The 25009-nt window shown below is 71.1% G+C and carries 18 protein-coding genes; 10 read left to right on the forward strand and 8 right to left on the reverse strand.

Translation table 11 applies throughout. The annotated features are described in order from the left end of the window. Positions 1-22 precede the first annotated feature (22 nt). The 3 genes from ACFWV8_RS05900 to ACFWV8_RS05910 form a co-directional block, all read right to left on the reverse strand. A complete protein-coding gene (locus tag ACFWV8_RS05900; RefSeq protein ID WP_384198338.1) occupies positions 23-2089 on the reverse strand; it encodes a hydantoinase/oxoprolinase family protein in 2067 nt (688 codons plus the stop codon). A 45-nt stretch (positions 2090-2134) separates the two neighbouring features. Then, complete coding sequence (locus tag ACFWV8_RS05905) at positions 2135-3409, reverse strand: hydroxymethylglutaryl-CoA reductase, degradative (RefSeq protein WP_384198339.1); 1275 nt, start codon at positions 3407-3409, stop codon at positions 2135-2137. Between the two features lie 107 nt (positions 3410-3516). Beyond that, on the reverse strand, positions 3517-4032 hold the full coding sequence (locus tag ACFWV8_RS05910; RefSeq protein WP_384198341.1) for an ATP-binding protein: 516 nt from the start codon (positions 4030-4032) through the stop codon (positions 3517-3519). 218 nt (positions 4033-4250) lie between these two features. On the opposite strand from ACFWV8_RS05910, the gene ACFWV8_RS05915 reads away from it, so the two are divergent. From ACFWV8_RS05915 to ACFWV8_RS05945, 7 genes are all read left to right on the forward strand, one after another. Then, positions 4251-6248, forward strand: coding sequence for a helix-turn-helix domain-containing protein (locus ACFWV8_RS05915; RefSeq protein ID WP_384198343.1), 1998 nt, complete (start codon positions 4251-4253; stop codon positions 6246-6248). Between the two features lie 98 nt (positions 6249-6346). After that, entirely contained in the window at positions 6347-6745 is a 399-nt protein-coding gene (locus ACFWV8_RS05920) for a molybdopterin-binding protein (RefSeq protein ID WP_384198344.1), read from the forward strand. A gap of 46 nt (positions 6746-6791) precedes the next feature. Continuing rightward, positions 6792-7643 carry a molybdate ABC transporter substrate-binding protein gene (gene modA / locus ACFWV8_RS05925; RefSeq protein WP_384198346.1) on the forward strand — a complete coding sequence of 284 codons (852 nt, stop codon included), beginning with the start codon at positions 6792-6794 and terminating at the stop codon, positions 7641-7643. Positions 7644-7705: 62 nt separating this feature from the next. Further along, positions 7706-9733, forward strand: a complete 2028-nt coding sequence (locus tag ACFWV8_RS05930; RefSeq protein WP_384198387.1) for an ABC transporter permease — start codon at positions 7706-7708, stop codon at positions 9731-9733. Positions 9734-9843: 110 nt separating this feature from the next. Then, positions 9844-10704, forward strand: a complete 861-nt coding sequence (locus ACFWV8_RS05935; RefSeq protein ID WP_384198347.1) for a hypothetical protein — start codon at positions 9844-9846, stop codon at positions 10702-10704. A gap of 473 nt (positions 10705-11177) precedes the next feature. Beyond that, positions 11178-13667 (forward strand): PQQ-dependent sugar dehydrogenase, encoded by a 2490-nt coding sequence (locus ACFWV8_RS05940; protein ID WP_384198349.1) that lies wholly within the window; start codon positions 11178-11180, stop codon positions 13665-13667. Next, positions 13664-15868, forward strand: coding sequence for a ThuA domain-containing protein (locus tag ACFWV8_RS05945; protein ID WP_384198351.1), 2205 nt, complete (start codon positions 13664-13666; stop codon positions 15866-15868). Before ACFWV8_RS05940 ends, ACFWV8_RS05945 begins: the two co-directional genes overlap by 4 nt. A gap of 121 nt (positions 15869-15989) precedes the next feature. On the opposite strand, the gene ACFWV8_RS05950 is transcribed toward ACFWV8_RS05945, so the two are convergent. From ACFWV8_RS05950 to ACFWV8_RS05960, 3 genes are all read right to left on the reverse strand, one after another. Continuing rightward, positions 15990-17459, reverse strand: a complete 1470-nt coding sequence (locus ACFWV8_RS05950; RefSeq protein WP_384198389.1) for a GAF domain-containing protein — start codon at positions 17457-17459, stop codon at positions 15990-15992. Positions 17460-17541: 82 nt separating this feature from the next. Then, a complete protein-coding gene (locus ACFWV8_RS05955; protein ID WP_384198352.1) occupies positions 17542-18585 on the reverse strand; it encodes a rod shape-determining protein in 1044 nt (347 codons plus the stop codon). Between the two features lie 187 nt (positions 18586-18772). After that, positions 18773-19366: a hypothetical protein gene (locus ACFWV8_RS05960; RefSeq protein ID WP_384198354.1), complete on the reverse strand. Its 594-nt coding sequence runs from the start codon at positions 19364-19366 to the stop codon at positions 18773-18775. Positions 19367-19487: 121 nt separating this feature from the next. Here ACFWV8_RS05960 and ACFWV8_RS05965 point away from each other — a divergent pair, with 121 nt between their 5' ends. Continuing rightward, positions 19488-20234 (forward strand): hypothetical protein, encoded by a 747-nt coding sequence (locus ACFWV8_RS05965; RefSeq protein ID WP_384198356.1) that lies wholly within the window; start codon positions 19488-19490, stop codon positions 20232-20234. 15 nt (positions 20235-20249) lie between these two features. On the opposite strand, the gene ACFWV8_RS05970 is transcribed toward ACFWV8_RS05965, so the two are convergent. Further along, complete coding sequence (locus ACFWV8_RS05970; RefSeq protein ID WP_384198357.1) at positions 20250-20708, reverse strand: MarR family winged helix-turn-helix transcriptional regulator; 459 nt, start codon at positions 20706-20708, stop codon at positions 20250-20252. A gap of 94 nt (positions 20709-20802) precedes the next feature. Here ACFWV8_RS05970 and ACFWV8_RS05975 point away from each other — a divergent pair, with 94 nt between their 5' ends. Then, positions 20803-21819 (forward strand): NADP-dependent oxidoreductase, encoded by a 1017-nt coding sequence (locus tag ACFWV8_RS05975; RefSeq protein ID WP_384198358.1) that lies wholly within the window; start codon positions 20803-20805, stop codon positions 21817-21819. 79 nt (positions 21820-21898) lie between these two features. Further along, the gene (locus ACFWV8_RS05980) at positions 21899-22327 is read left to right on the forward strand and encodes an organic hydroperoxide resistance protein (RefSeq protein WP_329388189.1); all 429 of its coding nucleotides are present in this window, start codon (positions 21899-21901) and stop codon (positions 22325-22327) included. A gap of 106 nt (positions 22328-22433) precedes the next feature. Here ACFWV8_RS05980 and ACFWV8_RS05985 read toward each other — a convergent pair whose 3' ends face one another. Further along, positions 22434-25001: a M14 family zinc carboxypeptidase gene (locus tag ACFWV8_RS05985; RefSeq protein ID WP_384198360.1), complete on the reverse strand. Its 2568-nt coding sequence runs from the start codon at positions 24999-25001 to the stop codon at positions 22434-22436. Between the last annotated feature and the right edge of the window lie 8 nt (positions 25002-25009).

The following is a 25009-nucleotide window of genomic DNA, read 5'->3' on the forward strand; positions in this document are numbered from 1 at the left end:
CTCCTGGAAGCAGCCGTGGCGATCAGACGGACGAGTCGAGCCGGACGAGGAAGTCCCCGGCACCGGTCAGTTCCACCGTGGCGCCCGTGGGGACGTAGACGGTGGTGTCGGGCTCCTCAAGCAGGCACGGTCCTTCCGCCCGGCCCAGTGCGGCGAAGCCGCGGTGCACGTCCACCTCGGTACGTGTCCCCGTCGCCGGTTCGACGATGCGGCGGCGCAGCAGTACGTGCTTCTCGTCGTCACCGACGGCCTGCTGGACCTGGCCGACCTCTTGGACGTCACTGCGGCCGATCGCCCGCACCCTGGAGTTGACCAGCAGGATGTCGGTCTCGGTCCAGGCGGTGCCGGCGCCGAACTCGCTCTGGTAGTCGGCGATGAACCGCGCGCGCAGTTCGTCCTTGTCGGCCTCGGTGAAGGTCCCGCCCTTGAGCCGCGTGGTGACCTCGAAGATCTGGCCGACGAACTTCATGTCGGCCTCGCGGTGGAGTTCGCGCCGGTCCTCGGGGATGCCCTCGGCCTCGAACCACGCCTGCGCGCGCTGCTCCAGGGCACGGAACTCGCCGTCGAGATCGGCGGCCGGCTGGTGCATCGTCCAGGGGCTGGTCCGCACGGCGGAGAAGACGGAATCGGCGTGCATGAGCCCGTAGGCCGAGAACACCGCGGCGTTGCGGGGGATGACGATCTCGGTCACGCCGATCTCGGCGGCGATGCTCGCGGCGAACAGGCCGCAGGCGCCGCCGAAACCGACGAGGGTGAACTCCCGCGGGTCATGGCCGCGGTTGACGGTGATCTTGCGCAGCGCGTTGGTCATCTGCGAGGTGGCGAGGCGGTACACGCCCTCGGCCGCGGCGTCCTCGGTCAGCCCGAGCGGCTCGCCGACGTGCTCGCGCAGCGCCTCGCGGGCCAGGTCCCCGTACAGCTCGACGGCGCCGCCGAGGTAGTAGTCGGGGTTGATGAGGCCGAGCACGAGCGCGGCGTCGGTGACCGTCGGGGTGGTCCCGCCCTTGCCGTAACAGGCGGGCCCGGGGGTGGAGCCCGCGCTGTGCGGGCCGACCCTGAGCAGTCCGCGACCGTCCACCCAGGCGGAGCTGCCGCCGCCGGCGCCGATCGTCTCGATGTCGACGACCGTCAGACTCGTCGGCAGTCCGCCGATCTCGGCCCGGGAGAGCAGCCGGAACTCGTCGTCCATGATCGCGGCGGCGTCCAGGCTGGTGCCGCCCATGTCGGCGGTCAGCACCCGGCGTTTGCCCAGCTGCTTCCCGAGCAGCCGGGCCCCTGTCACACCGCCGACCGGGCCGGAGTTGAACATGGAGATCGGCGCCTTGTTCGTCTCCTCGACCGACAGGAACCCGCCGTGGACCTGCATGATCTGCACCCGGGTACGCAGGCCCCGGGCGCCCAGTTCTTCGGCGAGATGGTCGAAGTGCGAGGCGACGAGCGGCTTGACCGCGGCGTCGAGGGCCGTGGTGACCATGCGCTCGTACTCCCGGTAGACCGGTGTCAGGCTGCTGGAGAGGGTGAACGGTACGTCCGGGTGGTTCTCCCGCAGGTATGCGCCGATGGCCTGCTCGTGGGCGGGATTGCGGAACGACCACAGCAGACAGACGGCGATGGCCTCGGCATCCGTGGCGAGCGCGGCCTCCACCGCGGCGGCGATCACGTCGTCGCGCAGGGGTACGAGGATCTCACCGTGCGCGTCGACGCGTTCGGCGACCTCGAAGACGCGCCCTCGCTCGACGATGTCGGGCGGCGACAGCATCTTGTGCGGGTCGCGCTCGTCGGTCCGCGCGGACCGGGCGATCCGCATAGTGTCGCGGAACCCCTGGGTCGTGAGCAGGGCCACCGTGGCGTACTTCTGCTCGTCCACGGCGTTGGTGACGATCGTGTTCCCGAGGACGAAGCGGTCCACGGCCGGGTAGAACTCCTCCTCGGACAGGCCCGCACGCTCCTGGAGCACGGCCAGCGCGCCCAGGATGCCGGTGGTGACGTCCTTGGTCGAGAAGGCCTTCCCGCGGACCGCGCGCCCGTCGAGGACCGCGACCGCGTCGGTGAACGTGCCACCGACGTCGATACCCACATGAAGTGCCATGTTTCAGTGTCTCCCTTGACAGTCGAACGTGCGGGCTGCGCGGAATCAGGCCTTGTCGCGCAGCTCGGCGAGGATCTTCTCCGCGTGGTCTCCCCGTACGGCGCGGTCGGTGATCAGCCGGGCGACCACGACAGGCAGTTCCTCGGGGGTGGCGCCGGCGGTAACGGCGACATTGCGGGCGTGCAGCGACATGTGGCCGCGCTGGATGCCCTCGGCGGCCAGGGCCCGTACGGCGGCGAGGTTCTGTGCCAGGCCGACAGCGGTGATGACCTCACCGAGCTCGCGGGCCGTCTCGACGCCGAGCAGGGCGACGGCGGCCCGCGCGACCGGGTGCACCTTGGTGGCCCCGCCGACGAGGCCGACCGCCATCGGCAGCTCCAGTACACCCGTCAGGTTGCCGTCGGAGTCCTTCTCGAAGTGCGACAGAGCTGTGTACCTGCCGTGCCGGTCGACGGCGTGGGAGTGGGATCCGGCCTCGACGGCGCGGGTGTCGTTGCCGGTGGCCAGGACCACGGCGACGACGCCGTTCATGATCCCCTTGTTGTGGGTGGCGGCGCGGTAGGGGTCCGCCTCGGCCAGCGCGGCGGCGTGCACGATGTCGTCGACCACCTCGGGCCCGCCGAGCGCTTCCGCGTCGAACACGGCACGCGCCCGGCACAGGCGCAGGTCGGCCTTGTTGCTGAGGATCCGCAGCAGCGCACGGCCCTGGGCGATCTCGCCGGCCCGTCCGGCGACCGCCTCGGCCATGGTGTTCACGGCGTTGGCGCCCATCGCGTCGCGTACGTCCACGATCAGGTGCAGCACCACATAGGTGGCGGCGGGAGCGTCGACCAGATGTACGTCCACATCCCGGACGCCGCCGCCGATACGGCTGAGCTGGGGGTCCTGCTTGTCGGCCAGCGCCATCAGCTCGTCACGGGCCTCGAACAGCCGCAGCCGGGCGGTGTGCGGATCGGCGACGTCGAGGATCTGGATCTGGGCCCGCATGAGCGGTTCCGTGGTCGAGGTGGTGAAACCGCCGTTGACGCGGGCGATGCGGGCGGCGTTGCTGGCCGCGGCGATCACCGACGGCTCCTCGGTGGCCATGGGGATCAGATAGTCGCGGCCGTTGACGGTGAAGTTGGTCGCCACGCCCAGTGGGACGCCGAAGACACCGATGGCGTTCTCGATCATGTGGTCGGCCTGCTCAAGAGTGAGGCCCTGCTCGGGATCGAGCACCTCCAGCCGCTCCGGCTCGACCGAGGTGCTCCGCGCGATACGGGCGCGGCGCTCGCCGATCGGCAAGTCCTTCATTCCGGACAGGCGACTGTTGACTGCCATGGGTCCTCCTGCTTCCAGTGATGGGCCTCATGGGAGGCGGACGAGCGACAGGCCGGGACGTGGCGGCACGTCCTCGGCGGGATGGGGCAAGAACGGGACGGCGGGGCCTAGACCGCCATAGCGGGCTGTAGGCGGGCGGTGGCCGCCGGGGATGGGGCGGGAACGCTGTCGGGAGGGGGCCGCGACATCCGCAGTTCGGCGCGCACGGCCGTGCCCCGCGCGGTCCGCTCCACCCGGCAGGCCGTGGAGTAGGCGTGGACCATATGGAGTCCCCGGCCGCACAGCCTCTCCTCGGATGTCCCGGTGGCACCGCTCTCGATCCGCCAGCTGCCGGTGTCCTTGACCTCGACGGTGGCCGTGTGATCGTCGACCGTCAGCAGCAGGGTCACCTCGGGGCTTCCGCTGTGCAGCACGGTATTGGTCACCAGCTCCGTGGCGATCACGCGCAGGGCGTCGATCGTCTCCTCGGGTGCCCCCCACTGTGTCGCCATGTCACGGGCGAAGGCTCGCAGAGCGGGAACCGCACGGGTTTCCGCGACCATGGAGCACACCGCGGACCGCTTGCCGAGCACGGTGTCGCCGTGCCGGGCGAAGAGGGAGCGGGGTGACTGTTCAATGATCATGGCGTGTCCTCCGGTGAGGAGTCCGTGGGGGAGGCCGGCGAGTGACATGGCGGCCAGGGAGCGGATCAGAGTCGGTCTTCGGTTCTGTGACGGGCGGATGTCGTCGGGATGTCTCCGCTGTCACACTTCCGACTCTAGGTACCGTCTCCGGCAGCGGACATATACGATGAGCACATAGAGCGGGGTATCTAGTGGATGATTCACACAGAGTAAGAGGGATGGACGCGCCCCGGGACACCGGACAGGCGCAGGAGGCCGACGTCTCCGTGCCCGCTGTCCTGGCCCTGCTCGACCTCGCCGCGAAGGGCCGCCCGGACGAGCGGGACGCCGTGACCGACCTGCTGCTCACCGAGCGGCTCGACACCACCACGGTCGCCCAGGTGGGCCGGCGGGTCCGCGAGCTCCAGGGCGGGATGGCCCGGTTGCGCCGGCGCGGACAGGAGCTGTCCGCGCTGTTCTCCAGCGCGCGGGAACTCGCCGAACTGCACGACGTGGATCTGCTGATCACCCGGCTGGTACGGCGCGCGCACGACCTCGCCGGAACCGACGTCACCTACTTGTCCGAGTTCGACGAGACCACCCGCGAGCTGAAGGTCCGTTCCACCGCCGGAGCGGTCGCCCCCTCCTTCCAGAAGCTGAGGGTGCCGCCCCATATCGGTCTGGCCGGCAAGATCGTCGAGTCCCGCGCCCCGCAGTGGACCTCGCGCTACGAACGGCTGCGCGACGTGCCGCACGTCGAGAGCATCGACAACGCGGTCCGCGCCGAGGGCCTCGTCTCCATCCTGGGCGTCCCGCTGATCGCCGGCGAAGAGATTCTGGGGGTGCTGTTCGCCGCCAACCGCGACGAGCACGAGTTCTCCCCGGAGGAGGTGGCGCTGTTGTCGGCCTTCGCCGACAACGTCGCGGTCGTCCTGCAATCGGCCCGGCTGCTCACCCGGACCCGCGACGCCGCCGCCGAGACACAGCACGCGTACGACGCGCTGGCCGCCCACGTCGAGGCGATGGAACGCGCCAGCCGGGTGCACGAGGAACTGACCACGGCGGTGCTGCGCGGAGGCGGAGCCGCCGATGTGGCGCGGACCCTGGGAGCGGCGCTGGAGAGGCCGGTGGTCATCCTCGACGAGTCCTACGGCGTCATCGCCTCGTCCGACGACCGGAGCACGGACTCGGTGATCGACCCGCCCCCCGTCCGGTCGGCGGTCTCGGACAGCCTGGCCTCCGGACGCTGCACCCTGCTGGAGCCGACGGCAGGCGGGTTCCACGCCGCGGTCGCCGTGCTCGCCGGAGAGATGATGCTCGGCGGCCTGCTCATCGGCGACGGCGGGGTGGAGCTCGGTGCGGTGGAGCAGCGCACCATCGAGCGCGCCGCGCAGATCACCGCGCTGCTCACCCTGAAACAGGACGCGGTCCTCTACGCCGAGGACCGGGTGCGCGGCGAACTCCTCGGCGACCTGGTCAGCCCCGACTTCAGGCGCCACTCCAGCCTGCCCGCCCGGCTGCACGCCCGCAGACTGCGCCCGGACGACCTGCGTACCGTCGTCATCGCGGTGGTGGCCCCGGAACAGCGCCGTGCGGCGCTGCGGGCCGCGCACACGGCGGCCGGGCAGTCCGGCCTCGCGGGTGAGGTGGACGGCGTCGTCACGCTCGTCGTACCGGACAGCGACCCGCAGCGTGCCGCGACCGCCGTACACGACCGGATCTGCGCCGGAACGGGTATCGGCAAACTGCTGGCGGTGGCCGCGCCTCCCGCCGAGACGCTCGACGAACTGAGCGCCCGTTTCTCCGCGGCCCGGGACTGCAGCCGGGTGCTCGCCGCCCTCGGGCTTGAGGCCGCCGCGGTCGCGGCCGACGCCTACCTGCCGTACACCACCCTGTTCGCCCACGACCCCACCAGCGTGAGGCAGTTCATCGAGCACACCATCGGCCCCGTCCTGCGCTGGGACGCCGAACGAGGGACGGACCTGCTCGCCACTCTCCACCGGTTCGTCGACTGCAACGCGAGCCCTTCCCGCGCGGCGCGGATGATGGGCGTGCACACCAACACGGTGCTGCAACGGCTGGACAGGGTCGCACAGTTGCTCGGCGGTGAGTGGCGGGAGCCGGATCCGTACTTCCGTATCTCGGTGGCGGTGCGCCTCCAGGCTCTCTCGGAGACCGTTCTCGCCCCCTCGTCGCAGAACCGGCAGCGGCCTCAGGGCGGCGACTCCGGGGCCTGAGGACGGAGCGGTCGCCGGGGGGTCTCGGCACCCGCATCTGCCATGGGTATCCAGCTCACACGTTGCAAATGCCAGGCAGGCGGCTTATCTTTCCGCGCATGCAGTCCTACACAATCGGCCAGGCCGCGCGCCTCCTCGGCGTCAGCGCCGACACCGCTCGACGGTGGGCTGACGCCGGCCGGGTCGCCACCCAGCGTGACGACGGCGGCCGGCGGCTCATCGACGGCCGCGATCTGGCCGCGTTCTCGGTCGAGATCGGCCAGGGCGGCGGCAACGGCGACGAGGAGGTGCCGTACACCTCGGCGCGTAACGCCTTTCCCGGCATCGTCACCGCCGTCAAACTCGGCGACGTCGCCGCCCAGGTGGAGATCCAGGCCGGGCCGCACCGGCTCGTCTCGCTCCTGACCAGGGAGGCCGTCGAGGAGTTGGGACTGGAGGTCGGGATGCGGGCCACCGCCCGCGTGAAGTCGACCAGCGTGCACATCGACCGCGTCTGACCCTTTCCGTCTTCGTGCTCAGCCTTCCAGGGAGTCCTGAACCCTCATGTCCTTCACCCTCAGAACGGCCGCCATACGCCGTACCGCCGCTGCCGCGCTCACCGCGGCCCTGCTCGCCACCCTGGCCGCGTGCAGCGACAGCGACAGCGGCAGTGGCAGTGGCAGTGACGACAGCGACGCCGGTGCCAAGCCCACCGAGTCGGCGACCGGCACCCCGGCGACCGGCACCACAGCGGGCGAACTGACCGTTCTCGCCGCCTCCTCGCTCACCGATGTCTTCGCGATGGCGGGTGCCGCGTACGAGAAGGCGAACCCCGGCACGAAGGTGACGTTCTCCTTCGCCGGCTCGCAGGAACTCGCCGCGCAGGTCGAACAGGGCGCCCCCGCCGACGCGTTGGTGACCGCAGACACCAAGACCATGGGCGGTCTGAAGGCCGACACCGGGACGCCGACCGTCATCGCCAAGAACCGTCTCGTCATCGCCACCGGGGAGGGCAACCCGGAGAAGATCGGGAGCCTGAAGGACCTCGCCGACCCCAAGCTCAAGGTCGTCCTCGCGGCGCCCGAGGTCCCGGTCGGCCGGTACAGCGAACAGGTGCTGGACGCGCAGAAGATCGACGTGAAGCCGGTCTCGCAGGAGCCGAACGTCCGCGCGGTCCTCAGCAAGGTCGAACTCGGCGAGGCCGACGCCGGGATCGTCTACCAGACGGATGCCGCCATCGCCACGGACAAGGTGGACGCGGTCGAGATCCCCGACGCGCAGAACGCCATCGCCGAATACCCGGCCGCCACGCTCAAGACGTCCGAACACGCGGAAGCCGCAGCCGCGTTCGTCGCCTGGCTCAGCACTCCCGACGCGCAGAGGCTTCTCCTGGACGCGGGCTTCCTGGTGCCGTAATCGCCAACTCGCCCGTGCCACAGGCCGGCAGGACCCGCAGGAGCCCGATGAGCCGCCTCAGCATGCCCCGCCGGGTCCCGGGCCGCCGCACGCGCACGCGCACCCGCACCCAGCCGCGTACGCCCGTCGCGCTCGCACTCCCCGCGCTGCTCGCGGTCGCCTTCCTGCTGCTGCCGCTCCTCGGGATCCTCGCCCGGACCTCGTGGGGCGACGTCGGTACGCATCTGACCAGCCCCGGAGTCGTGGAGGCGCTGGAGCTCTCCCTCCTCGTCTCCGGCTGGGCACTCGTACTCTCCCTGGTCCTCGGGGTGCCGCTCGCCTGGTTCCTGGCGCGCGTGGACTTCCCCGGCAAGGCGCTGGTGCGGTCCCTGGTCCTGCTGCCGATGGTGCTGCCGCCCACCGTCGGCGGCGTGGCGCTGCTCCTCGCGTTCGGGCGGCGCGGGCTGCTGGGCCCCTGGCTGGAGGACACGTTCGGCATCACCCTGCCGTTCCACACCTCCGGCGCGGTCCTGGCCGCGACATTCGTCGCGATGCCGTTCCTCGTCATCAGCCTGGAAGGCGCGCTGGGCGGACTGCGCCCCAGTTACGAGGAGACCGCGGCCTCCCTCGGAGCCTCGCCGGTACGGGTGTTCGCCACCGTCACCCTGCCGATGGTCGCCCCGGGGCTGCTCGCCGGGGCCGCGCTGACGTGGGCGCGGGCGCTCGGCGAGTTCGGCGCGACCATCACCTTCGCGGGGAATCTGCCGGGCACCACGCAGACGCTGCCGCTCCAGGTGTATCTGCTGCTCCAGAGTTCGCCGGAGGCGGCGACATCCGTCTCCCTGTTGCTGCTCGTCATCGCCATGGCCGTACTGATCGCCCTGCGCGGGCGGTGGACAGGCACGCCGCAGGACACCAACGACACCGCCAACAGGTCCCGGAAGCAGGCCACTTCGGCTGACGACGACACGGCATCGGAGCCGGAGCCGGAGCCGGAGCCGGAGGCGGGCGCGGGCGCTGAGGCCGTGGCCGTCGGCCTGGTGAAGGGTGGCGGCGAGCGGCTGACCGTCGACGAACGGTGGGCACTGCACGCCGACGTCACCGGTTTCACCCGCCTCACACTCGACGCCGAGCCCGGCACCACCATCGCCGTCGTCGGCCCCAACGGCGCCGGCAAGACCACCCTCCTGCGCGCCCTCCTCGGTCTGACCCCCCGCGCCCATGCCGAGCTGCGTCTCGGCGCGCTCGACGTCACCGCGCTCCCGCCGCACCGCAGGGGCGTCGCCTGGGTGCCCCAGGACGGCGCGCTCTTCCCGCACTTGAGCGCTCTGAGCAACACGGCATACGGGCTCCGCGCCCGCGGCGCCACCCGAGCCGAGGCCCGCCGGACCGCCCAACTGTGGCTCGACCGTCTCGGCGTGGGCCATCTCGCGCACCGCAGGCCCGCCCAGGTCTCCGGCGGGCAGGCCCAACGGGTCGCCCTGGCAAGGGCGTTGGCGACCAGCCCGCGCCTGCTGCTGCTCGACGAACCGCTGGCCGCGCTCGACCAGACGACCCGCGCGCGGGTACGGCACACCCTGCGCAGCCACCTCGAAGGCTTCGGCGGAGTCTGTCTGATGGTCACTCACGACCCGGTGGAGGCTGTGTCATTGGCCGACCGGGTGCTCGTCCTGGACGAGGGCCGTGTCGTCCAGGACGCACCGCCCGCCGACGTCGCCCGCCACCCCCGCTCACCGTGGGTCGCCCGGATGCTCGGCCGCAACGCCTGGCCCGGCACCGCGACCGCCGACGGGTTCGCGCCCACCGGCGGCGGCCTCCTGGTCGTCGCGGATCCGCTGCCCCCTGGGACGCGCGCGCTGGCGATCATCGCGCCCGAGGCCGTGTCCGTGCACCGGGACCGGCCGAGCGGCAGCCCCCGTAACGTCTGGCCCGGCACCGTACGCGAGATCACCTCCAGCGGCAGCCGGCTGCGCGTGCTGATCACCTCCGATGACGCCCCGGATCTGGTGGCCGAGATCACCCCGGGGGCCGCCGTCGAACTCGGCCTGGCCGACGGGGTGCCGGTCTGGACGAGTGTGAAGGCCACGGAGGCGACGGTCGTAGCTCTCTGACACCGCTTCCGCACCGTGCGGAGCCGTGCCGTGTCCTCCCGGCACCGGCCCGTCGGCCGCCCCGGGGCGCGGCGTAATCTGCGGGCACCCACGTCACTCTCAGGAGCACGATGTCCGCCGCCGTACCTCCCCGTGTCCTCTATGTCACCGACCTCGCCTACGAGGCCAGGGGCCGCCGCTACTGCGACGAGGACATCCTGCTCTCCTCCCGGCTGCGGCGGGACTTCAGCGTCGCCACGTGCCATCCGGCCGACGCCGCGCGCCTCATGGGTGAGTTCGACGGGGTCGTCGTACGCAACAGCGGGCCCGTGATCCACTACCGGAAGCAGTACGACGACTTCCGCGGCCGGGCACTGGCCGAGGGCGTGCGCGTCTACAACCCGCTGACCGGGCGGGGTGACATGGCGGGCAAGGGGTATCTGGTGGAGCTGAGCGCCGCCGGGCTGCCCGTCATACCCACCGTGGACCGGGCCGATGACCTGGGCAAGCTGCCGGACGCGGACGAGTACGTCGTCAAGCCGAAGGACGGGGCGGACTCCATCGGCATGCGGTTCGTACCGCGAGCCCGGCTCGCGGAACTCGGTGGCCTCGGAGAGCCCGGTGGCCCCGGCGGCGGTCTCGGGGATGTCCTCGTACAGCCGCGTATCCCCTTCTCGTACGAGGTCTCCTTCTACTTCGTCGACCACGACTTCCAGTACGCGCTCCACGCACCCGACCCGGACCGGCGGTGGGAGCTCGTGCCGTACGAGGCCAGGACCGTCGATCTCGACTTCGCGCGGAAGTTCATCGACTGGAACACCCTCGACCACGGCATCCAGCGCGTCGACGCGTGCCGGGCGCCCGACGGGGAGCTGCTGCTCGTGGAGCTGGAGGACCTCAACCCGTTCCTGTCGCTGGAGCTTCTGGACGAGACGACCCGCGACGCGTTCATCGCGCGCACGGTGGTCTCGCTGCGCGCGCTGCTGAGCTGAGGCGAGCCGACCGGGCGGCCCTCAGCCGCCACCTGCGGACCGCACCCAGCCGCCACCTGCGGACCGCGCCTGGCCCGGCGAGTTAATCCGGCGTTTCGCGTAACCTCCGCGAATTTGTTCAGTCACACAACACTGTCCGAAAGATGCGTAGTTGGCGGTGGTGCGCGCCGCGAGGTCGTCGGCGGAACGCGGCAGGCCAAAGCCGGTCTACGCGGGGCGAGTTCGGTCTCGCGCGCGCACGCGGGCCCCCGGTGGGATGGCCGAAGTCGATTTTGACACGACCTTGACAAATTAATTCGGCGTTGCCAGCATGCAACTCGCTCGGACTACCGACATGGCCTCCCGGCCGACGCACGGCACTCCGCACCGCATCCCCCCGAACCCCCCCCGCACCGCACCATCCGCCCAGCAGCAAAGCGCGACGGCGCGCGCCTTGCCTGACACACCCCACCTCTGGTCAGGAAGGAAATTTCATGTCACGACGCCCACCAGCGTGGTCCAGAATTTTCACGGCGCTCGCCCTCGTGCTGTCGGCCGGCCTCACCGCCGCCCCCGCGGCCGTCGCCCACCCCGGTCACCCGGGCCACGAGGCCGCCGACATCCCGGCTGCGGACTACCAGCAGGTGCAACTCGCCCTCGGTGGTTCGGAGTTGGGCGAGGCCATGTCGCTGGCCGTGCTGCCCGACCGCTCGGTCGTGCACACCTCGCGGGACGGCACGCTCCGTCTCACCGACGCCGCGGGCAACACCAAGACGGCGGGCAAGCTCGACGTCTACACGCACGACGAGGAAGGTCTCCAGGGAGTCGCGGCCGACCCGGACTTCCAGACCAACCGGTATCTGTATCTGTACTACTCGCCCAAGCTCAGCACCCCGGGCGGGGACGCCCCGGTGACGGGCAGCGCGGCCGACTTCGAGCCGTGGAAGGGGCATCTGAACCTCTCCCGCTTCACGCTCAAGGCCGACGGCACCCTCGACACCGCGAGCGAGAAGGTCGTGCTCGAAGTCCCCAACGACCGTGGCCAGTGCTGCCACGTCGGCGGTGACATCGACTTCGACGCGCAGGGCAACCTCTATCTGACCACGGGCGACGACACGAACCCGTTCGAGTCCGCCGGCTACTCGCCGATCGACGAACGCGCCAACCGCAACCCGCAGTTCGACGCCCAGCGCTCCTCGGGCAACACCAACGACCTGCGCGGCAAGGTGCTCCGTATCAAGCCCACGGCCGACGGCGGCTACACCGTCCCGGCCGGCAACCTCTTCGCCCCGGGCACGGCGCAGACGCGCCCCGAGATCTACGCGATGGGCTTCCGCAACCCGTTCCGGATGTCCGTCGACAAGGCCACCGGCATCGTCTACCTCGGCGACTACGGCCCCGACTCCGGCTCCACGAGCGCCGACCGCGGGCCCAGCGGCCAGGTCGAGTTCAACCGCATCACCGAGGCGGGCAACTTCGGCTGGCCGTACTGCACCGGCACCAACACCGCCACCGAGACCTACGGCGAGTGGGCGTTCCCGGACGGCCCCTCCGCGGGCAAGTACGACTGCGCGGGCGGCGCCACCAACAACTCCCTGCACAACACCGGCCAGAGCAAGCTCCCCCCGGCCAAGGCCGCGTGGATCCGCTACTCCGGTGACGCGGGCTCCCCGCCCGAGTTCGGCAGCGGCTCCGAGTCGCCCATGGGCGGTCCCGTCTACAACTACGACGCGGGCCTCGACTCCGACGTGAAGTTCCCCGAGTCGCTCGACGGCCGCTTCTTCGCCGGTGAGTACGGCCGCAAGTGGATCAAGGCCATCGAGGTCAAGGCCGACGGCGCCCCCGGCGTCATCGAGGCCTTCCCGTGGACCGGCACCCAGGTCATGGACCAGGCGTTCGGCCCCGACGGCGCGCTGTACGTGCTCGACTACGGCACCGGCTCCAACAACCAGGCCCTGTGGCGCATCGAGTACCTCGCGGGCAGCAACCGCAACCCGGTCGCCAAGGCCGCCGCCGACAAGACGTCCGGCCCGACCCCGCTCCAAGTCGCCTTCTCCTCCGCGGGAAGCGCCGACCCCGAGGGCGGAGCGCTCAGCTACGCCTGGGACTTCGGTGACGGTACGAAGTCCACCGACGCCAACCCGAGCCACACCTACACCGACGCCGGCACCTACCGGCCGACCCTCACCGTCACCGACCCGGAGGGCCTGACCGGATCCGCCAGCCTCGTCGTGACGGCCGGAAACAGCGCGCCCACCGTCACCCTGAACACGCCCGCCGACGGCGAGCTGTTCTCCTGGGGCGACAGCGTCCCGTTCACCGTCACGGCCAGTGACCCCGAGGACGGCGCGGTCGACTGCGCCAAGGTCAAGGTCACGTATCTGCTCGGCCACGACGAGCACCGGCACCAGATCACCTCGAAGAACGGCTGCTCCGGCACCATCGACGTTCCCGTCGACGGTGAGCACGACACAGCGGCCAACATCTACGGGGTCTTCGACGCCGAGTACACCGACGAGGGCGGCCTGACCACGCACAGCGACAGCATCCTCCAGCCCCGCCACCGGCAGGGCGAGCACTTCGGCGCCCAGTCCGGCATCGAGGTCGCGGCCCACGGCAACGCCGAGGGCGGTGCCACGGTCGGCTTCACGGACAACGGCGACTGGGTCTCCTTCAAGCCGTACGCGGTGGACAACGCGACCAGCATCTCGGCGCGCGTCGCGTCCGGCGGCGTCGGCGGCACGCTCGAAGTACGGGCGGGCTCCGCGACCGGCACGCTGCTCGGCTCGGTGACCGTCGCGCCGACCGGCGGCTGGGAGAACTTCGTGGACGTCACGGGCGACATCGCCAACGCCCCTGCCGGGACGACGGAGTTGTTCCTCGTCTTCAAGGGCGCGACGGGTCAGGGCAATCTCTTCGACCTGGACGCCTTCACCTTCTCCACCGGTGCGGCGGCCGAGGCGGACAGGGGAGCCGAGCGATGAGACGTCAGATCGCCCGGCGCATGCGGCACTTGTCGTGCGTGCTGGCCGTCGCGCTCGGGGCCGCGTTCCTCGCGCCCACCGGCGCCTCGGCGCAGGCCGCTGCCGACCCGTACGAGGTGCTCGTCTTCTCCAAGACGGCCGGTTTCAGGCACGATTCGATCCCGGTTGGTATCAGGACGATCCAAGACCTCGGTGCGGCCAACGAGTTCACCGTCACGGCGACCGAGGACAGCGGTGCCTTCACCACGGCCAACCTCGCGAACTACGAGGCGGTGGTCTTCCTCAGCACCACCGGCGATGTGCTCGACGACGCTCAGCAGACCGCGCTGAAGTCGTACGTCGACGGGGGCGGCGGCTATGTCGGTGTCCACGCCGCGGCCGACACCGAGTACGGCTGGCCGGAGTACGAGGGCCTGGTCGGCGCCTGGTTCAAGAGCCACCCGGCCATCCAGCAGGCCACCCTCAAGAACGAGGACCGGACCCACCCGGCGACCTCGCACCTGGACCCGACCTGGTCCAGAACCGACGAGTGGTACAACTACCGCACCAATCCGCGTGAGTCCGTCCATGTGCTCCAGAGCTTGGACGAATCCACGTACAGCGGTGGGGAGATGGGCGGCGACCACCCGATCACCTGGTGCGACGAACAGGCCGCGGGCCGCTCGTTCTACACCGGGCTCGGCCACACCCAGGAGTCGTACGCCGATCCCGCCTTCCGGCAGGTACTGCTCGGCGGCATCCAGTACGCGGCCGGCGCGGTCGAAGCCGACTGCTCGTCCGGCGGCGAGGACCCGGGGGACCCCGGCGACCCGGGCCCGGAGCCCACGCTCGTCGAGGGCGAGGCGTACACCTCGGGCTCGGGCGTGGAGCGCGCCAACCACGGTTCGGCCAGTGGCGGTCAGACCCTCGGTCATATCGAGAACGGTGACTGGGCCGGGTACTCCCAGGTCGACACCGCCGGTGCCACCACCTTCACCGCCGACGTCTCGTCGGCGGGCGCGGGCGGCACCGTCGAGATCCGGTCGGGCTCGGCCACCGGCACCCTGCTCGGGTCGGTCGACATCGCCCCGACCGGCAGCTGGGACACCTTCACCGAGGTGTCCACGACGCTGACCGCCACCGGGACGGGCGCGCTGTTCCTGCGCTTCACCGGGGGAGCGGGCGCGCTCTTCGACATCGACAGCTTCAGCCTGTCGGGCGCGGCCGATGACCCCAAGGCCGCGACCTCGTCGAACGTGCACCTCTTCTACTACCCCTGGTACGGCAACCCCGAGGTCAACGGCAGTTGGCGGCACTGGCAGCAGGGCGGCCAGAACCCGCCCGATGACATCGGCGCCGACCTCTACCCCAAGCTCGGCGCCTACGACTCCGGTGACTTCACCGGCTCCGTCGAACAGCACATGAAGTGGATCAAGCAGTCCGGCGCGAACGTCCTGGTCTACAGCTGGTGGGGCCAGGGCAGTTACGAGGACGGTCTCGTCGACGGTGTGATGGACGCGGCCCAGCGCCACGGCATCAAGGTCGCCTGGCATCTGGAGCCGTACGGCGGCCGTACCGGTGCGTCCACGGTGGACGACATCAACTACATCAACGAGCGGTACGGCGACCACCCGGCGTACTTCCGGGACGCGGAGCGCGACAACAGCAACGCGTTCTACGTCTTCCAGAGCCTCGACGTGCCCGACTGGTCGGCACTGGACCAGGTGACGGACAACAACATCGTCCTGGCCCAGACCACCGACACGTCGAAGATCGCGCACTTCAACGGCCTCTACACCTATGACGGCATCGCCGGGGCCACCGCTCCCGGCTGGAAGAACGCCGGGGACTACGCGCGGGCCAACGACCTGGTCTGGGCGCCGTCGGTGGCCCCCGGCTACATCGACGACCGCGCCGTACCCGGCAACACCACGCCCACCCTGGGCAGGGACAACGGCGCCGCGTACGACAGGCAGTGGAACAACGCGCTGGACCCGGCCATCGGCGGATCGCCCACCTGGGTCTCCGTCACCTCCTTCAACGAATGGCACGAGGGAAGCTCGATCGAACCCGCGTCGGGCAACCCGCCGGCCGGGCACGGCTACCAGACCTTCTCGGGCGCCTACGGTAAGACCGGGGCGGCTGCCGAGACGGCGTATCTCGACCGGACGCAGTACTGGGTGAACCAGTTCGAGGCCGCGCGAGCGGCCAGGCTGCGGTAAGAGCGGCCCGTGCCGGGTGAGGGTCAACCCCGGTCCGGGCGGTGAGGCAGCGGGCCCGGTACGGCGAACCCACCGTACCGGGCCCTCTGTTGTGGGTGTGAAGGCGTGCGCGGATACGGGGCTACCGCTCGGCCTCCCAGGTGACCGTCGTACCGCCCTCGCCGCCGTCCTCGCGCCGCCCGTCGTCCGCCACCACCAGACGCACCCCGGCCCGGCCGTCCGGCAGCCGCGCCGCCGCGTCGACGGTCACCTCGATCGATGTCACCCCCGGCCGCCGGTGCGCGGCGGCCAGCGCGCCGCGCAGCGTGGCCAGCAGCCCCGCGTGCAGCGGATCTCCCACAAGGGTGTCGACAGCCCCGTCGAAGTGCACGGACGGCTGGAAACCCAGCAGGACTGCCGCGCCCGCCGTCTCCCGCAGCACCTTGCCACGCAGGCCCGTCGGAGCGTCGGCGGGCGGCTGCTGAAGGGCGAAGATCGTGGTCCGCACCTCCTGGATCGTGGAGTCCAGTTCGTCCACGGCGTGGCCGAGCAGGCCGGACAGCTCCGCGTCGTCGGTGCGCCGGCGGGTCGACTCCAGCATCATCATGGTGGCGAACAGCCGCTGTACGACCAGGTCGTGGAGGTCGCGGGCGATCCGGTCGCGGTCCTCGTAGACCGCCAGCCGCTCGCGGTTGTGCTGCGCGTCGGCGAGCACCAGCGCGAGCGCGGCCTGGGAGGCGAACTGGGTGGCCAGCAGCCGCTCCACCGGGGTGTACGGGCGTCCGCCGCGCCTGCGCGGGAGAGCGAGGGTGCCGATCAGCCGGCCGCCGCTCTGGAGGGGCAGCATCATGCTGGGGCCGAAGCGGCTCCGTACGTGCGTGGTCATCCGGGGGTCGGTCGCCGAGTCGTCGATGTAGACCGGTTCGCCGCCGAGGAGTTGGGCCAGTACGGGCGCGCCGGGCGCGATGCTCGTCCCGACGATGTCGCCTGGGTCGTCCTGCGCGGAGGCGGCGACGATCTCCATGCCGCCCTCGCCGGTGGGCTGGAGCACCACACCGGCGGCGGCTCCCGCCAGGATCCGCGCGGACTTCGCGAGCGTCGTCAGCGCCTCCGCGGCGGACTCGCCGCCGAGCAGCGCGGTCGTGACGGCGGCGGCGCCCTCGATCCACCGGGCACGCTGGCGGGCGGACCCGTACAGGCGCGCGTTGCCGATCGCGATCCCGGCCTGCGAGGCGAGCACCCGCAGCAGGGCGAGGTCCTCCTCGGTGAAGGGACCGTGCTCCTTGCGGGCCAGACAGAGATGACCGAGTACGTCGTTGTGCACCCGGACGGGGACGCCGAGGCTCAGGGGGCTGCCGGGGTGGCCGAGCAGTCCGGTGTGGCCGGTGGGGAGCCGGGTGATGCGACGGCGCTCGTCCTCGCTGAGCCCGTAGGAGAACAGCTCGGCGATCCGGCTCCGTCCGCGCTCGGGCCCCCGGCCGTGCGCGGGGCCGGCGAGGGCGAGCGCCCCGTAACGTGCGCCGGTGAGATCGGCGGCGCTGTCGACGACATGCTGGAGGGTGGAGGCGAGTTCCCCCTCGCTCCCGACGTCGAGAACGGCGTCCAGCAGCATGGGCAGCCGGGGTGCGACCCGCCGCGATGGCTCCCGCCCGTCGCGGTCCTCTCCCTCCGGTCGTTCGTCGCCCGTCGTCACGTCACTCGGCGTGGGCCAGCGGGTCGAGGACCAGCGGCTGGATCTTGCCGTCCAGCATCGCGCCGAGACCGAGGATCGCGCAGACGTCCGGGCGCTCGGCGATGTGCACCGGCATGCCCGTCGCGTCGCGCACCATCTGGTCGAGCCCCGGCAGCAGCGCGCTGCCGCCGACCATCATGATCCCCGTGTCGGCGAGGTCGGCGACCAGGTCCGGCGGGCAGTCGCGCAGCACCTTGCCGATGCCGTCGAGCACGGCGGTCAGCGGTGTGTGGATGGCCTGCCGTACGGCGGCGGTGTCCACGAAGACCGACCGGGCGAGCCCCGTCGCCACGTCACGGCCGTGGATCTCGGTCGAGGTCGGCCCGTCCGGCGTGATGCCGTTGCCGCGCAGCGCCAGCTGGAGCGGGCGGACGGACTGGCTCGGGAGCATCAACTCGTGCTGGTGGCGCAGGTGCTGGATGACCGCGTGGTCGATGGCGTTGCCGCCGACCGGGACCCGCTGGGCCGTCACAATCGAACCGAGCGACAACACCGCGACCTGTGTCGTCGCGGCCCCGCACACCATGATCATGGTGGCGGTCGGCTTCTCCACGGGCAGCCCGCAGCCGACTGCGGCGGCGATGAGCGTGTCGACCAGCTCGACCCGGCGGGCGCCGAGACCGACCAGCGTCTCGATCGCCGCGCGCTGGGCGAGCGGGTCGCTGTCGTGCGGGGTGCACGCCGCAGCCCGCAGCCGGGGCTTGCGGCGAAGCTGGCGGCGGAGCTTCTCGCCGAGAAGGTTGCGGAGCATCCGCTGGGCCATCTCGATGTCCACGACGGTGCCGCCGCTCACGGGGCGGGTGACCCGGATGTAGTCCGGCGTACGGCCCGTCATCTGTTCGGCCAGGGCGCCGACGGCGATGAGCGCCCCGGTCCGGGTGTTCACTGCGGCGACACTCGGCTCGTCCACGACGAGCCCGGATCCCTTCACGAAGACCCGGGTCCTGGCGGCCCCGAGGTCGACGGCGACATGGCAACGGCGCAACTGCTCAAGGCTGACGGTCACGGCAGGTTCTTCTCCCGGGAGCGCTGAGGTGGATCACCGGCAGGCGGCCGGCCCTCTTCGCATCGTGGCCGCGGGAGGTGCGGTGCGCGCGCTGGGTTGCGCCGGTCGGGCGTACGGGAGGGGCCGCCGCACCGGTGACACCGGGCCCTGACACCCCACCAGGAAACGCGGGCCTCAGTGACCGTATCTACGGCGCCGGCGACCAGCGCTGGAGCAGGCCCCACGTGAACTCCGCCACGCACGGCCCCGTTCCGGGTACGTCGAACGCGAGCCCCCAGCGCGTCGGCGCCGTCCCCTCCAGCGGTCTGGCCGGCGCGAACGCGCGGGCGACCTCGTCGACCGTGCAGGACCAGGGGCGCAGATCCTCCGCCGTACGCGGCTCGGGCCCCGGCTCGCCCGGCGCCCTCACCAGCCACTCGTTCCACACACCTCCGCCCGGCGCCGCCGTCACCTCGAAGCGGAGAGTGGGCCAGAGCGGTACGGGCCACAGCAGCACCTCGCACGCCAGATCACCGATCTGCCGGGGAAACGTCGCCTCCGGCGCGCCCAGCACCGAGCGGTAGCGCGACAGCGTGCCGCGGGCGCGCGGGGAGCGGACCATCGCCTGCCAGCGGCGGTTGGCCTCCCTCATCTCGGCGAGCGACGCGCCCAGTTCACGCCGTGCGTCCTCGACCAGTCCGGGCTGGTGGTCGGCCATCCTGCGCAGCAGTACGAGCTGGAAGTCGCGCGGCCCGAACGGCCGGGAACGCCCGTCCGCTCCGGCTGATGTCGTGGCATTCATAGCGACATCGTGCCCCTTCGGGGCAGGTCGGGCGGCAAAATCACGGAACGGCCAACTCCGCACAAGATCTTTACAAGAGAGGTGCCCGAGTGAGGTTCCGTAGGATTATCTTCAGGGCGCCATGGACTACTGCCATCACTGCCGGCGGCACCTCAACGGCGCCCTGGCGTGCGCCGGGTGCGGTACGCCCGCCGAGGAGCTACGGCTCCACGATCCCGCCCCGCACGAGGCCGAGGTGGTCCTTGCCGCGCCCGACCACAGCGACGAGCCCGTCGTCGGCGCCCGTCGTCAGCGCGGCTCCCGCAAGCGCAAGATGTCCCGGCGTGAGCGCCGGCAGCTACGCGCGGAGCGTGGCGCCGGTGTCCACCGGCGCAGAGGCCGCACCGTGCTGGTCGTCGTCATGAGCCTGGTCCTCGCGGTCGGCGCGCTGAGTCTGGCCGAGCTGGCGCTGGAATCGTCCGGCGACGACGGTGACGCCACCTCCGTACAGGAGGACAGGGCCATCGAGGTCGACGGCGGCCCGCCGCCGTCCGGCCCGCCGAAACCCAAGGACCCGGGCCCGGTGGAGGGCACACCCTCCGGGTCCGCCGGCTCCGCGCGCCCCGGTGGCGGAAACGGTTCGCCGGACCCGTCGGGATCGGGCACCGGTACCGGTCCTTCGGACGGGGAGTCCCCGTCGGCGACGGATTCGCCCGATCCGAGCGACACGCCGGACGACCCGGGCAAGCCCACGGGCTCCACCAGCCCCACGGGCGGTTCGAGCACCCCGGGAAAGCCGGGTAAGCCGTCCACGCCACAGCCTTCCACCAGCACGACGCCGCCGGAGGAAGAAGAAGACGACTGCGTCCTGTGGATCATCTGCGTCTGACGCGTCCGACGTCTCTCACGCGTCCCGTGGAGCCCACGCGTCCGACGCGTCGTCGCCCAGCATCCGCCGCAGCAGATCGCGCAGCACTGTCCGCTCCTCCACCGAAAGGTCCGCCAGCGGCTCGCGCGCGAAGTTGAGGCCGTCCCGCAGCTCCCGCGCCGTCCGCCGCCCCTTCTCGGTGGGCGCGGCCAGCTTCACCCGCCGGTCCGAGGGGTCGGGGCGCCGCTCCACGAGGCCGCGCGTCTCCAGCCGGTCCACGATTCCCGTGACGTTCGACGGCTCGCACTTCAGCTTCTGCGCGATCCGGCGCATTGGCATGGGCCGGAGGGAGAGCAGCCCCAGCACGCGCGCCTGCGCGCCCGTGAGCGAGTGCTCGGCGGCGGCGTGCTCGTACTCGTCGTAGTACCGGGCCACCACCGTGCCGATGAGTTCGACGACTTCGAGGGTCAAGGGGTCTGTGTGCTCAGTGGCCATAGTCACCATCGTACCCGTTTGCTTGACAACATGAAATATTGACGAGCATGATTGTTTCAGGAAGTGAAGCTTTAATCGAGGAGGCACCGCATCCATGACCGCTCTTCCCGCGTCCGGCCGCGAATGGCATCTCGTCGCCCGCCCGCACGGCTGGCCGAAGTCCACGGACTTCGCCCTGCGTGAGGCCCCGGTGACGGAGCCGGACGAGGGCGGCGTCCTCGTCCGCAACAAGCACTTCTCGGTCGATCCCTACATGCGAGGGCGGATGAACGACGTGAAGTCGTACACCCCGCCGTACGAGCTCGACCACCCCATGGACGGTGCGGCCGTCGGCGAGGTCATCGCCTCCCGCGCCGAGGGCCTCGCGGTCGGCGACCATGTGGTGCACCGGCTCGGCTGGCGGGAGTACGCGCGCGTGCCGGCCACGTACGCCACCAAGGTCGACGGGTCGCTCGCGCCGCTGAGCGCCTTCCTCGGTGTCCTCGGCATGACGGGCCTCACGGCCTACGCGGGGCTCTTCGAGACCGCCTCCTTCAAGGAGGGCGACGCCGTGTTCGTCTCCGGCGCCGCGGGCGCCGTCGGCAGCCAGGTGGGCCAGCTGGCCCGGATCAAGGGCGCGTCGCGCGTCATAGGCTCGGCGGGATCCGACGACAAGGTCAAGCTTCTTACGGAGGAGTACGGCTTCGACGCCGCCTTCAACTACAAGAACGGCTCCATCAGAGAGCAGCTCAAGCAAGCCGCGCCCGACGGCATCGACGTCTACTTCGAGAATGTCGGGGGAGAGCACCTCGAAGCGGCGCTCTCCTCGTTCAACGTGCACGGCCGCGCCACCATCTGCGGAATGATCTCGCAGTACAACAGCACCGAGGCGACCCCCGCGCCGCGCAACCTCGCCCTGGTCATCGGCAAGCGGCTGCGCCTCCAGGGCATGCTCGTCAACGATCACCGCGCGCTCATGCCGCGGTTCGTCGAGGAAGTCTCCGGCTGGCTGGCGTCCGGCGAGCTCAAGTACCGCGAAACGACCGTCGAGGGCATCGAGAACGGCTTCGACGCCTTCCTCGGGCTCCTGCGCGGCGAGAACACCGGAAAGATGATCGTCACACTCAACTGACCCTTACCCGCTAGGCTCTCAGCAGGCCGTCGTGGTCCGTGGGCGCGAGCCGCGGCGCACAGAGAAGAAGGAACCCCCAATGACCATCCAGCAGATAGCCCCTCTCTACACCGCCGTCGCCACCGCGGAGAACGGCCGTGACGGCCGCGTCTCCACAGACGACGGGAAGCTCGACGTCGTCGTCAACCCGCCCAAGGAGATGGGCGGCAGCGGCGCCGGTACGAACCCGGAGCAGCTCTTCGCCGCCGGCTACAGCGCGTGCTTCCAGGGCGCGCTCGGCGTCGTCGCCCGCCGGGAGAAGGCCGACATCTCCGGCTCGACCGTGACCGCCAAGGTCAGCATCGGCAAGACCGACGGCGGCGGCTTCGGACTCGCGGTCGAACTGACCGCCTCCATCCCCAACGTGGACGCCGCCACCGCGCGGGACCTCCTGGAGAAGGCGCACCAGGTGTGCCCGTACTCCAACGCCACGCGCGGCAACATCGAGGTCGAGCTGTCCGTCGTCTGACCGACGGCACGACCGCCCCATCCGTGACGAAGGGCCGCACCCCGGGAGAGGGGTGCGGCCCTTCGCGTGCGGGCGACGCCGTACGTACGCGGCCCGAACGCGCCTCCTACGGAAGGCGGTTCAGCAGCGCCCTGCCCACCTGGGCGAACGCGCCCTTCGGGTGGTCACGGAAGAGCGGCTCGGTGCCGAAGAGCGTGACCGGTGTACCCGCCGCCGATGTACCGCTCACGATCGCCGCCTGTCCCGCCGCGGCCTGCGGACCGCCGGCGCCCGACTCGTCCGCGCGCCAGTGGCCCGAGACGAGCGGGTTGCCGCCGCCGTACGACTGTTCCGTACGCACGCCCTTGCCGAGCCCGGTGAACCAGATCGGCGAGTAGACGAACGAGTGGGGCTGGGTGCCGCCGGTGACCGGTCCCGGCGTGTTGACCACCCGCACCACGCCGTTGGCGCTCCCGTTGCCCCGTACCGGTGTGGCCGTCAGCAGCGCGGCCTCCGCGTTGAACGCCGCGCCGCCGGAGCCGAGCGCCACCACGGGCGCGCCTCCGGCGAGGAACTCGGCCAGCGCCGCGCGGGCGCTGTCGTTCAGCCCCGCGTGGCTCAGCCCCGTCGACACGTACAGCGCGTCGGCCTTCGACCAGTCGAAGCCCGCGTTCGCCGTCGCCGTCGATACGGGCAGCACCTCGAAGCCCATCTCGCGCAGCGCGAACAGCTCGCCCGAGTTCACGGCCGCCGCGACCGTCGTACGGCGCAGCGCCGCGACGCCCTTGTCCTTCGTGGCCGTGAAGACGACGCCGTACCGGTCGGCCAGGATCTCCGCCTTCCGGCGGGCCGACGACGGCACGATCGCCGCGCCGTCCGCCGTTCTGCGCACCTTCACACCCTGCGCGAGCAGGGAGTTGACGGCGGCGAACTCCTTCGGGTCGTCCAGCCGCAGCTTCAGGTCGCCGCCGCGGGCCACCGAGCCGACCGGGGACGCCGCGGTCACGGCCCGTCCGGCGAAGTCCAGTCGGCCGCGCTGGACCTTGGTGACGCTCGCGCCCCACAGCAGCCCGAGGCTCCAGCCCGAGATGTCGTACATCGACGACACGTCGGCGCTGATGTCGCGGCCCTCGCTCAGGATGACGTTGGCGATACCGCGTTTGGCCTGCTTCATGTCGACCACGTAGGAGCCGGCCGGGTAGGTGCGGCCCGCCAACTTGAAGCTCTTACGGGCCTGTTCGACTCTCACGTCGTTGGCGACGAGGTGGTCGACGAGCCGAGCGGCGGCCGGTGCCGACCGCTGGCCGCCGCCCGCCGGGATCACGTACGCGCGCGGGAAGTCGGTCGTGTAGATGTCCTCAGGACCGATGCCGGGCACACCGGGCACCGTCTCCTCGGAGATGACCCGCTGCTTCTCGCCCGCGACGCCGCGCCGGAACGTCTCGATCTGGTCGGCGATCAGCGTCGCGCGGTTCTCCCGCGTGAAGTCGAGCGTCGAGCGCATCGCGGCGCCCGCGACAGCGGTGTTGATCCCGGACCTGCGGCGCAGCTCATCGACGGGGAGGTTGTTGTAGTCGTTGTTGTTGACCCGCATCGGGATCTCGACGGTGTGCGAGGCGACCGCGCCCTGGAACGCCATGTACTGCGGCGTGAAGATCGGCGGCCAGTCGTCCCAGCCCTCCTCCTGGTCCCGGAAGGGGATGACGGGCGGCTGGACGCCGTCCTTCCCGGCCGTGTAGCCGAGGTCGTTGACCGCTTTCTCCATACCGAGGGCGTTGGCGTAGGAGTTCTTGAGGAACAGGTCGTACTCGTAGTTCTCGCCGTGCGGCGGTGTCGTCGGCTCGATGAGCGTGCCGTTGACGTACCCGTGCAGGTCGAGCATGACCGCGGGCTGCTTGTCGACGGCTATCTGCCGGATCGCGCGCGCCTCGGGCTGCGAGGCGGTGATGAAGTCACGGTTGAGGTCCAAGCCGTTGCCGTTGGCGCGGGTCCCGGCTATCCGGCCGTCGGGGTTGGCCGTGACGTTGAGATGGATCCGGCTGGTGGCGAGCAGCTTCCTCGTGTCGCCGTCCTTGGCCTTCGCCAGCTCCTCGATGAGCTTCAGGGCCGCGTCCGTGCCCTCCCACTCATTGCCGTGGATGTTGTTGTTGATGAAGACGGGGGTCTTGTAACTCTCCTTGATACGGCGGTCCTTGGCGGCCGACGCGGGGGAGCTCTCGATGCGCTCGCGCATCCGCTCCTGCTCGGCCGCCTCCTTCGCGCTCTCCGGTGCCGTAACCGTGACGAGGTACAGGTCGTGCCCGGCGGCCGACCGGCCGGCGACCTCGACGCTCACCCGATTGCCCATCTCCTGGAGGGAGTTGAGGCGCGGGGCGAGCGAGTGGTACGGCGCCAGACCCAGCTTGATGGCCTTGTCGGCCGGGTTCTCGGGCACCGTGTCGAGGACGGTACGGCGCGGGTAGCCGCCCTCCTTGCGCAGCCCGGGGGAGGTCGTGCCCACCGACGAGAGCGCGGCGGCACCCGCCGACGGCAGCGCGGACGATGCCACGCGGCTGTCCGTGGCGCCGCCGTCCCGCACCGGGTGCGACGACGGGTCGCCGCCCGCGCCGGGGGCGGCGGTCGCGGGAAGGGGCGAGAGCATCAGTGCCGCGGTGGCGGTGGCGGTGGCGAGCAGGACGGGTCTGGGCATCCCCATGCGGATGT

This window comes from Streptomyces sp. NPDC058665, assembly GCF_042714995.1.
In the GTDB taxonomy this organism is placed as follows: Bacteria; Actinomycetota; Actinomycetes; order Streptomycetales; family Streptomycetaceae; genus Streptomyces.

Excerpts from the sequence above, each read along its gene's own strand:
- ACFWV8_RS05900 (WP_384198338.1), bottom strand. The coding sequence starts at position 2,089 with ATGGCACTTCATGTGGGTATCGACGTCGGTGGCACGTTCACCGACGCG.
- ACFWV8_RS05905 (WP_384198339.1), bottom strand. The coding sequence starts at position 3,409 with ATGGCAGTCAACAGTCGCCTGTCCGGAATGAAGGACTTGCCGATCGGC.
- ACFWV8_RS05910 (WP_384198341.1), bottom strand. The coding sequence starts at position 4,032 with ATGATCATTGAACAGTCACCCCGCTCCCTCTTCGCCCGGCACGGCGAC.
- ACFWV8_RS05915 (WP_384198343.1), top strand. The coding sequence starts at position 4,251 with ATGGACGCGCCCCGGGACACCGGACAGGCGCAGGAGGCCGACGTCTCC.
- ACFWV8_RS05920 (WP_384198344.1), top strand. The coding sequence starts at position 6,347 with ATGCAGTCCTACACAATCGGCCAGGCCGCGCGCCTCCTCGGCGTCAGC.
- modA (WP_384198346.1), top strand. The coding sequence starts at position 6,792 with ATGTCCTTCACCCTCAGAACGGCCGCCATACGCCGTACCGCCGCTGCC.
- ACFWV8_RS05930 (WP_384198387.1), top strand. The coding sequence starts at position 7,706 with ATGCCCCGCCGGGTCCCGGGCCGCCGCACGCGCACGCGCACCCGCACC.
- ACFWV8_RS05935 (WP_384198347.1), top strand. The coding sequence starts at position 9,844 with ATGTCCGCCGCCGTACCTCCCCGTGTCCTCTATGTCACCGACCTCGCC.
- ACFWV8_RS05940 (WP_384198349.1), top strand. The coding sequence starts at position 11,178 with ATGTCACGACGCCCACCAGCGTGGTCCAGAATTTTCACGGCGCTCGCC.
- ACFWV8_RS05945 (WP_384198351.1), top strand. The coding sequence starts at position 13,664 with ATGAGACGTCAGATCGCCCGGCGCATGCGGCACTTGTCGTGCGTGCTG.
- ACFWV8_RS05950 (WP_384198389.1), bottom strand. The coding sequence starts at position 17,459 with ATGCTGCTGGACGCCGTTCTCGACGTCGGGAGCGAGGGGGAACTCGCC.
- ACFWV8_RS05960 (WP_384198354.1), bottom strand. The coding sequence starts at position 19,366 with ATGAATGCCACGACATCAGCCGGAGCGGACGGGCGTTCCCGGCCGTTC.
- ACFWV8_RS05965 (WP_384198356.1), top strand. The coding sequence starts at position 19,488 with ATGGACTACTGCCATCACTGCCGGCGGCACCTCAACGGCGCCCTGGCG.
- ACFWV8_RS05970 (WP_384198357.1), bottom strand. The coding sequence starts at position 20,708 with ATGGCCACTGAGCACACAGACCCCTTGACCCTCGAAGTCGTCGAACTC.
- ACFWV8_RS05975 (WP_384198358.1), top strand. The coding sequence starts at position 20,803 with ATGACCGCTCTTCCCGCGTCCGGCCGCGAATGGCATCTCGTCGCCCGC.
- ACFWV8_RS05980 (WP_329388189.1), top strand. The coding sequence starts at position 21,899 with ATGACCATCCAGCAGATAGCCCCTCTCTACACCGCCGTCGCCACCGCG.
- ACFWV8_RS05985 (WP_384198360.1), bottom strand. The coding sequence starts at position 25,001 with ATGGGGATGCCCAGACCCGTCCTGCTCGCCACCGCCACCGCCACCGCG.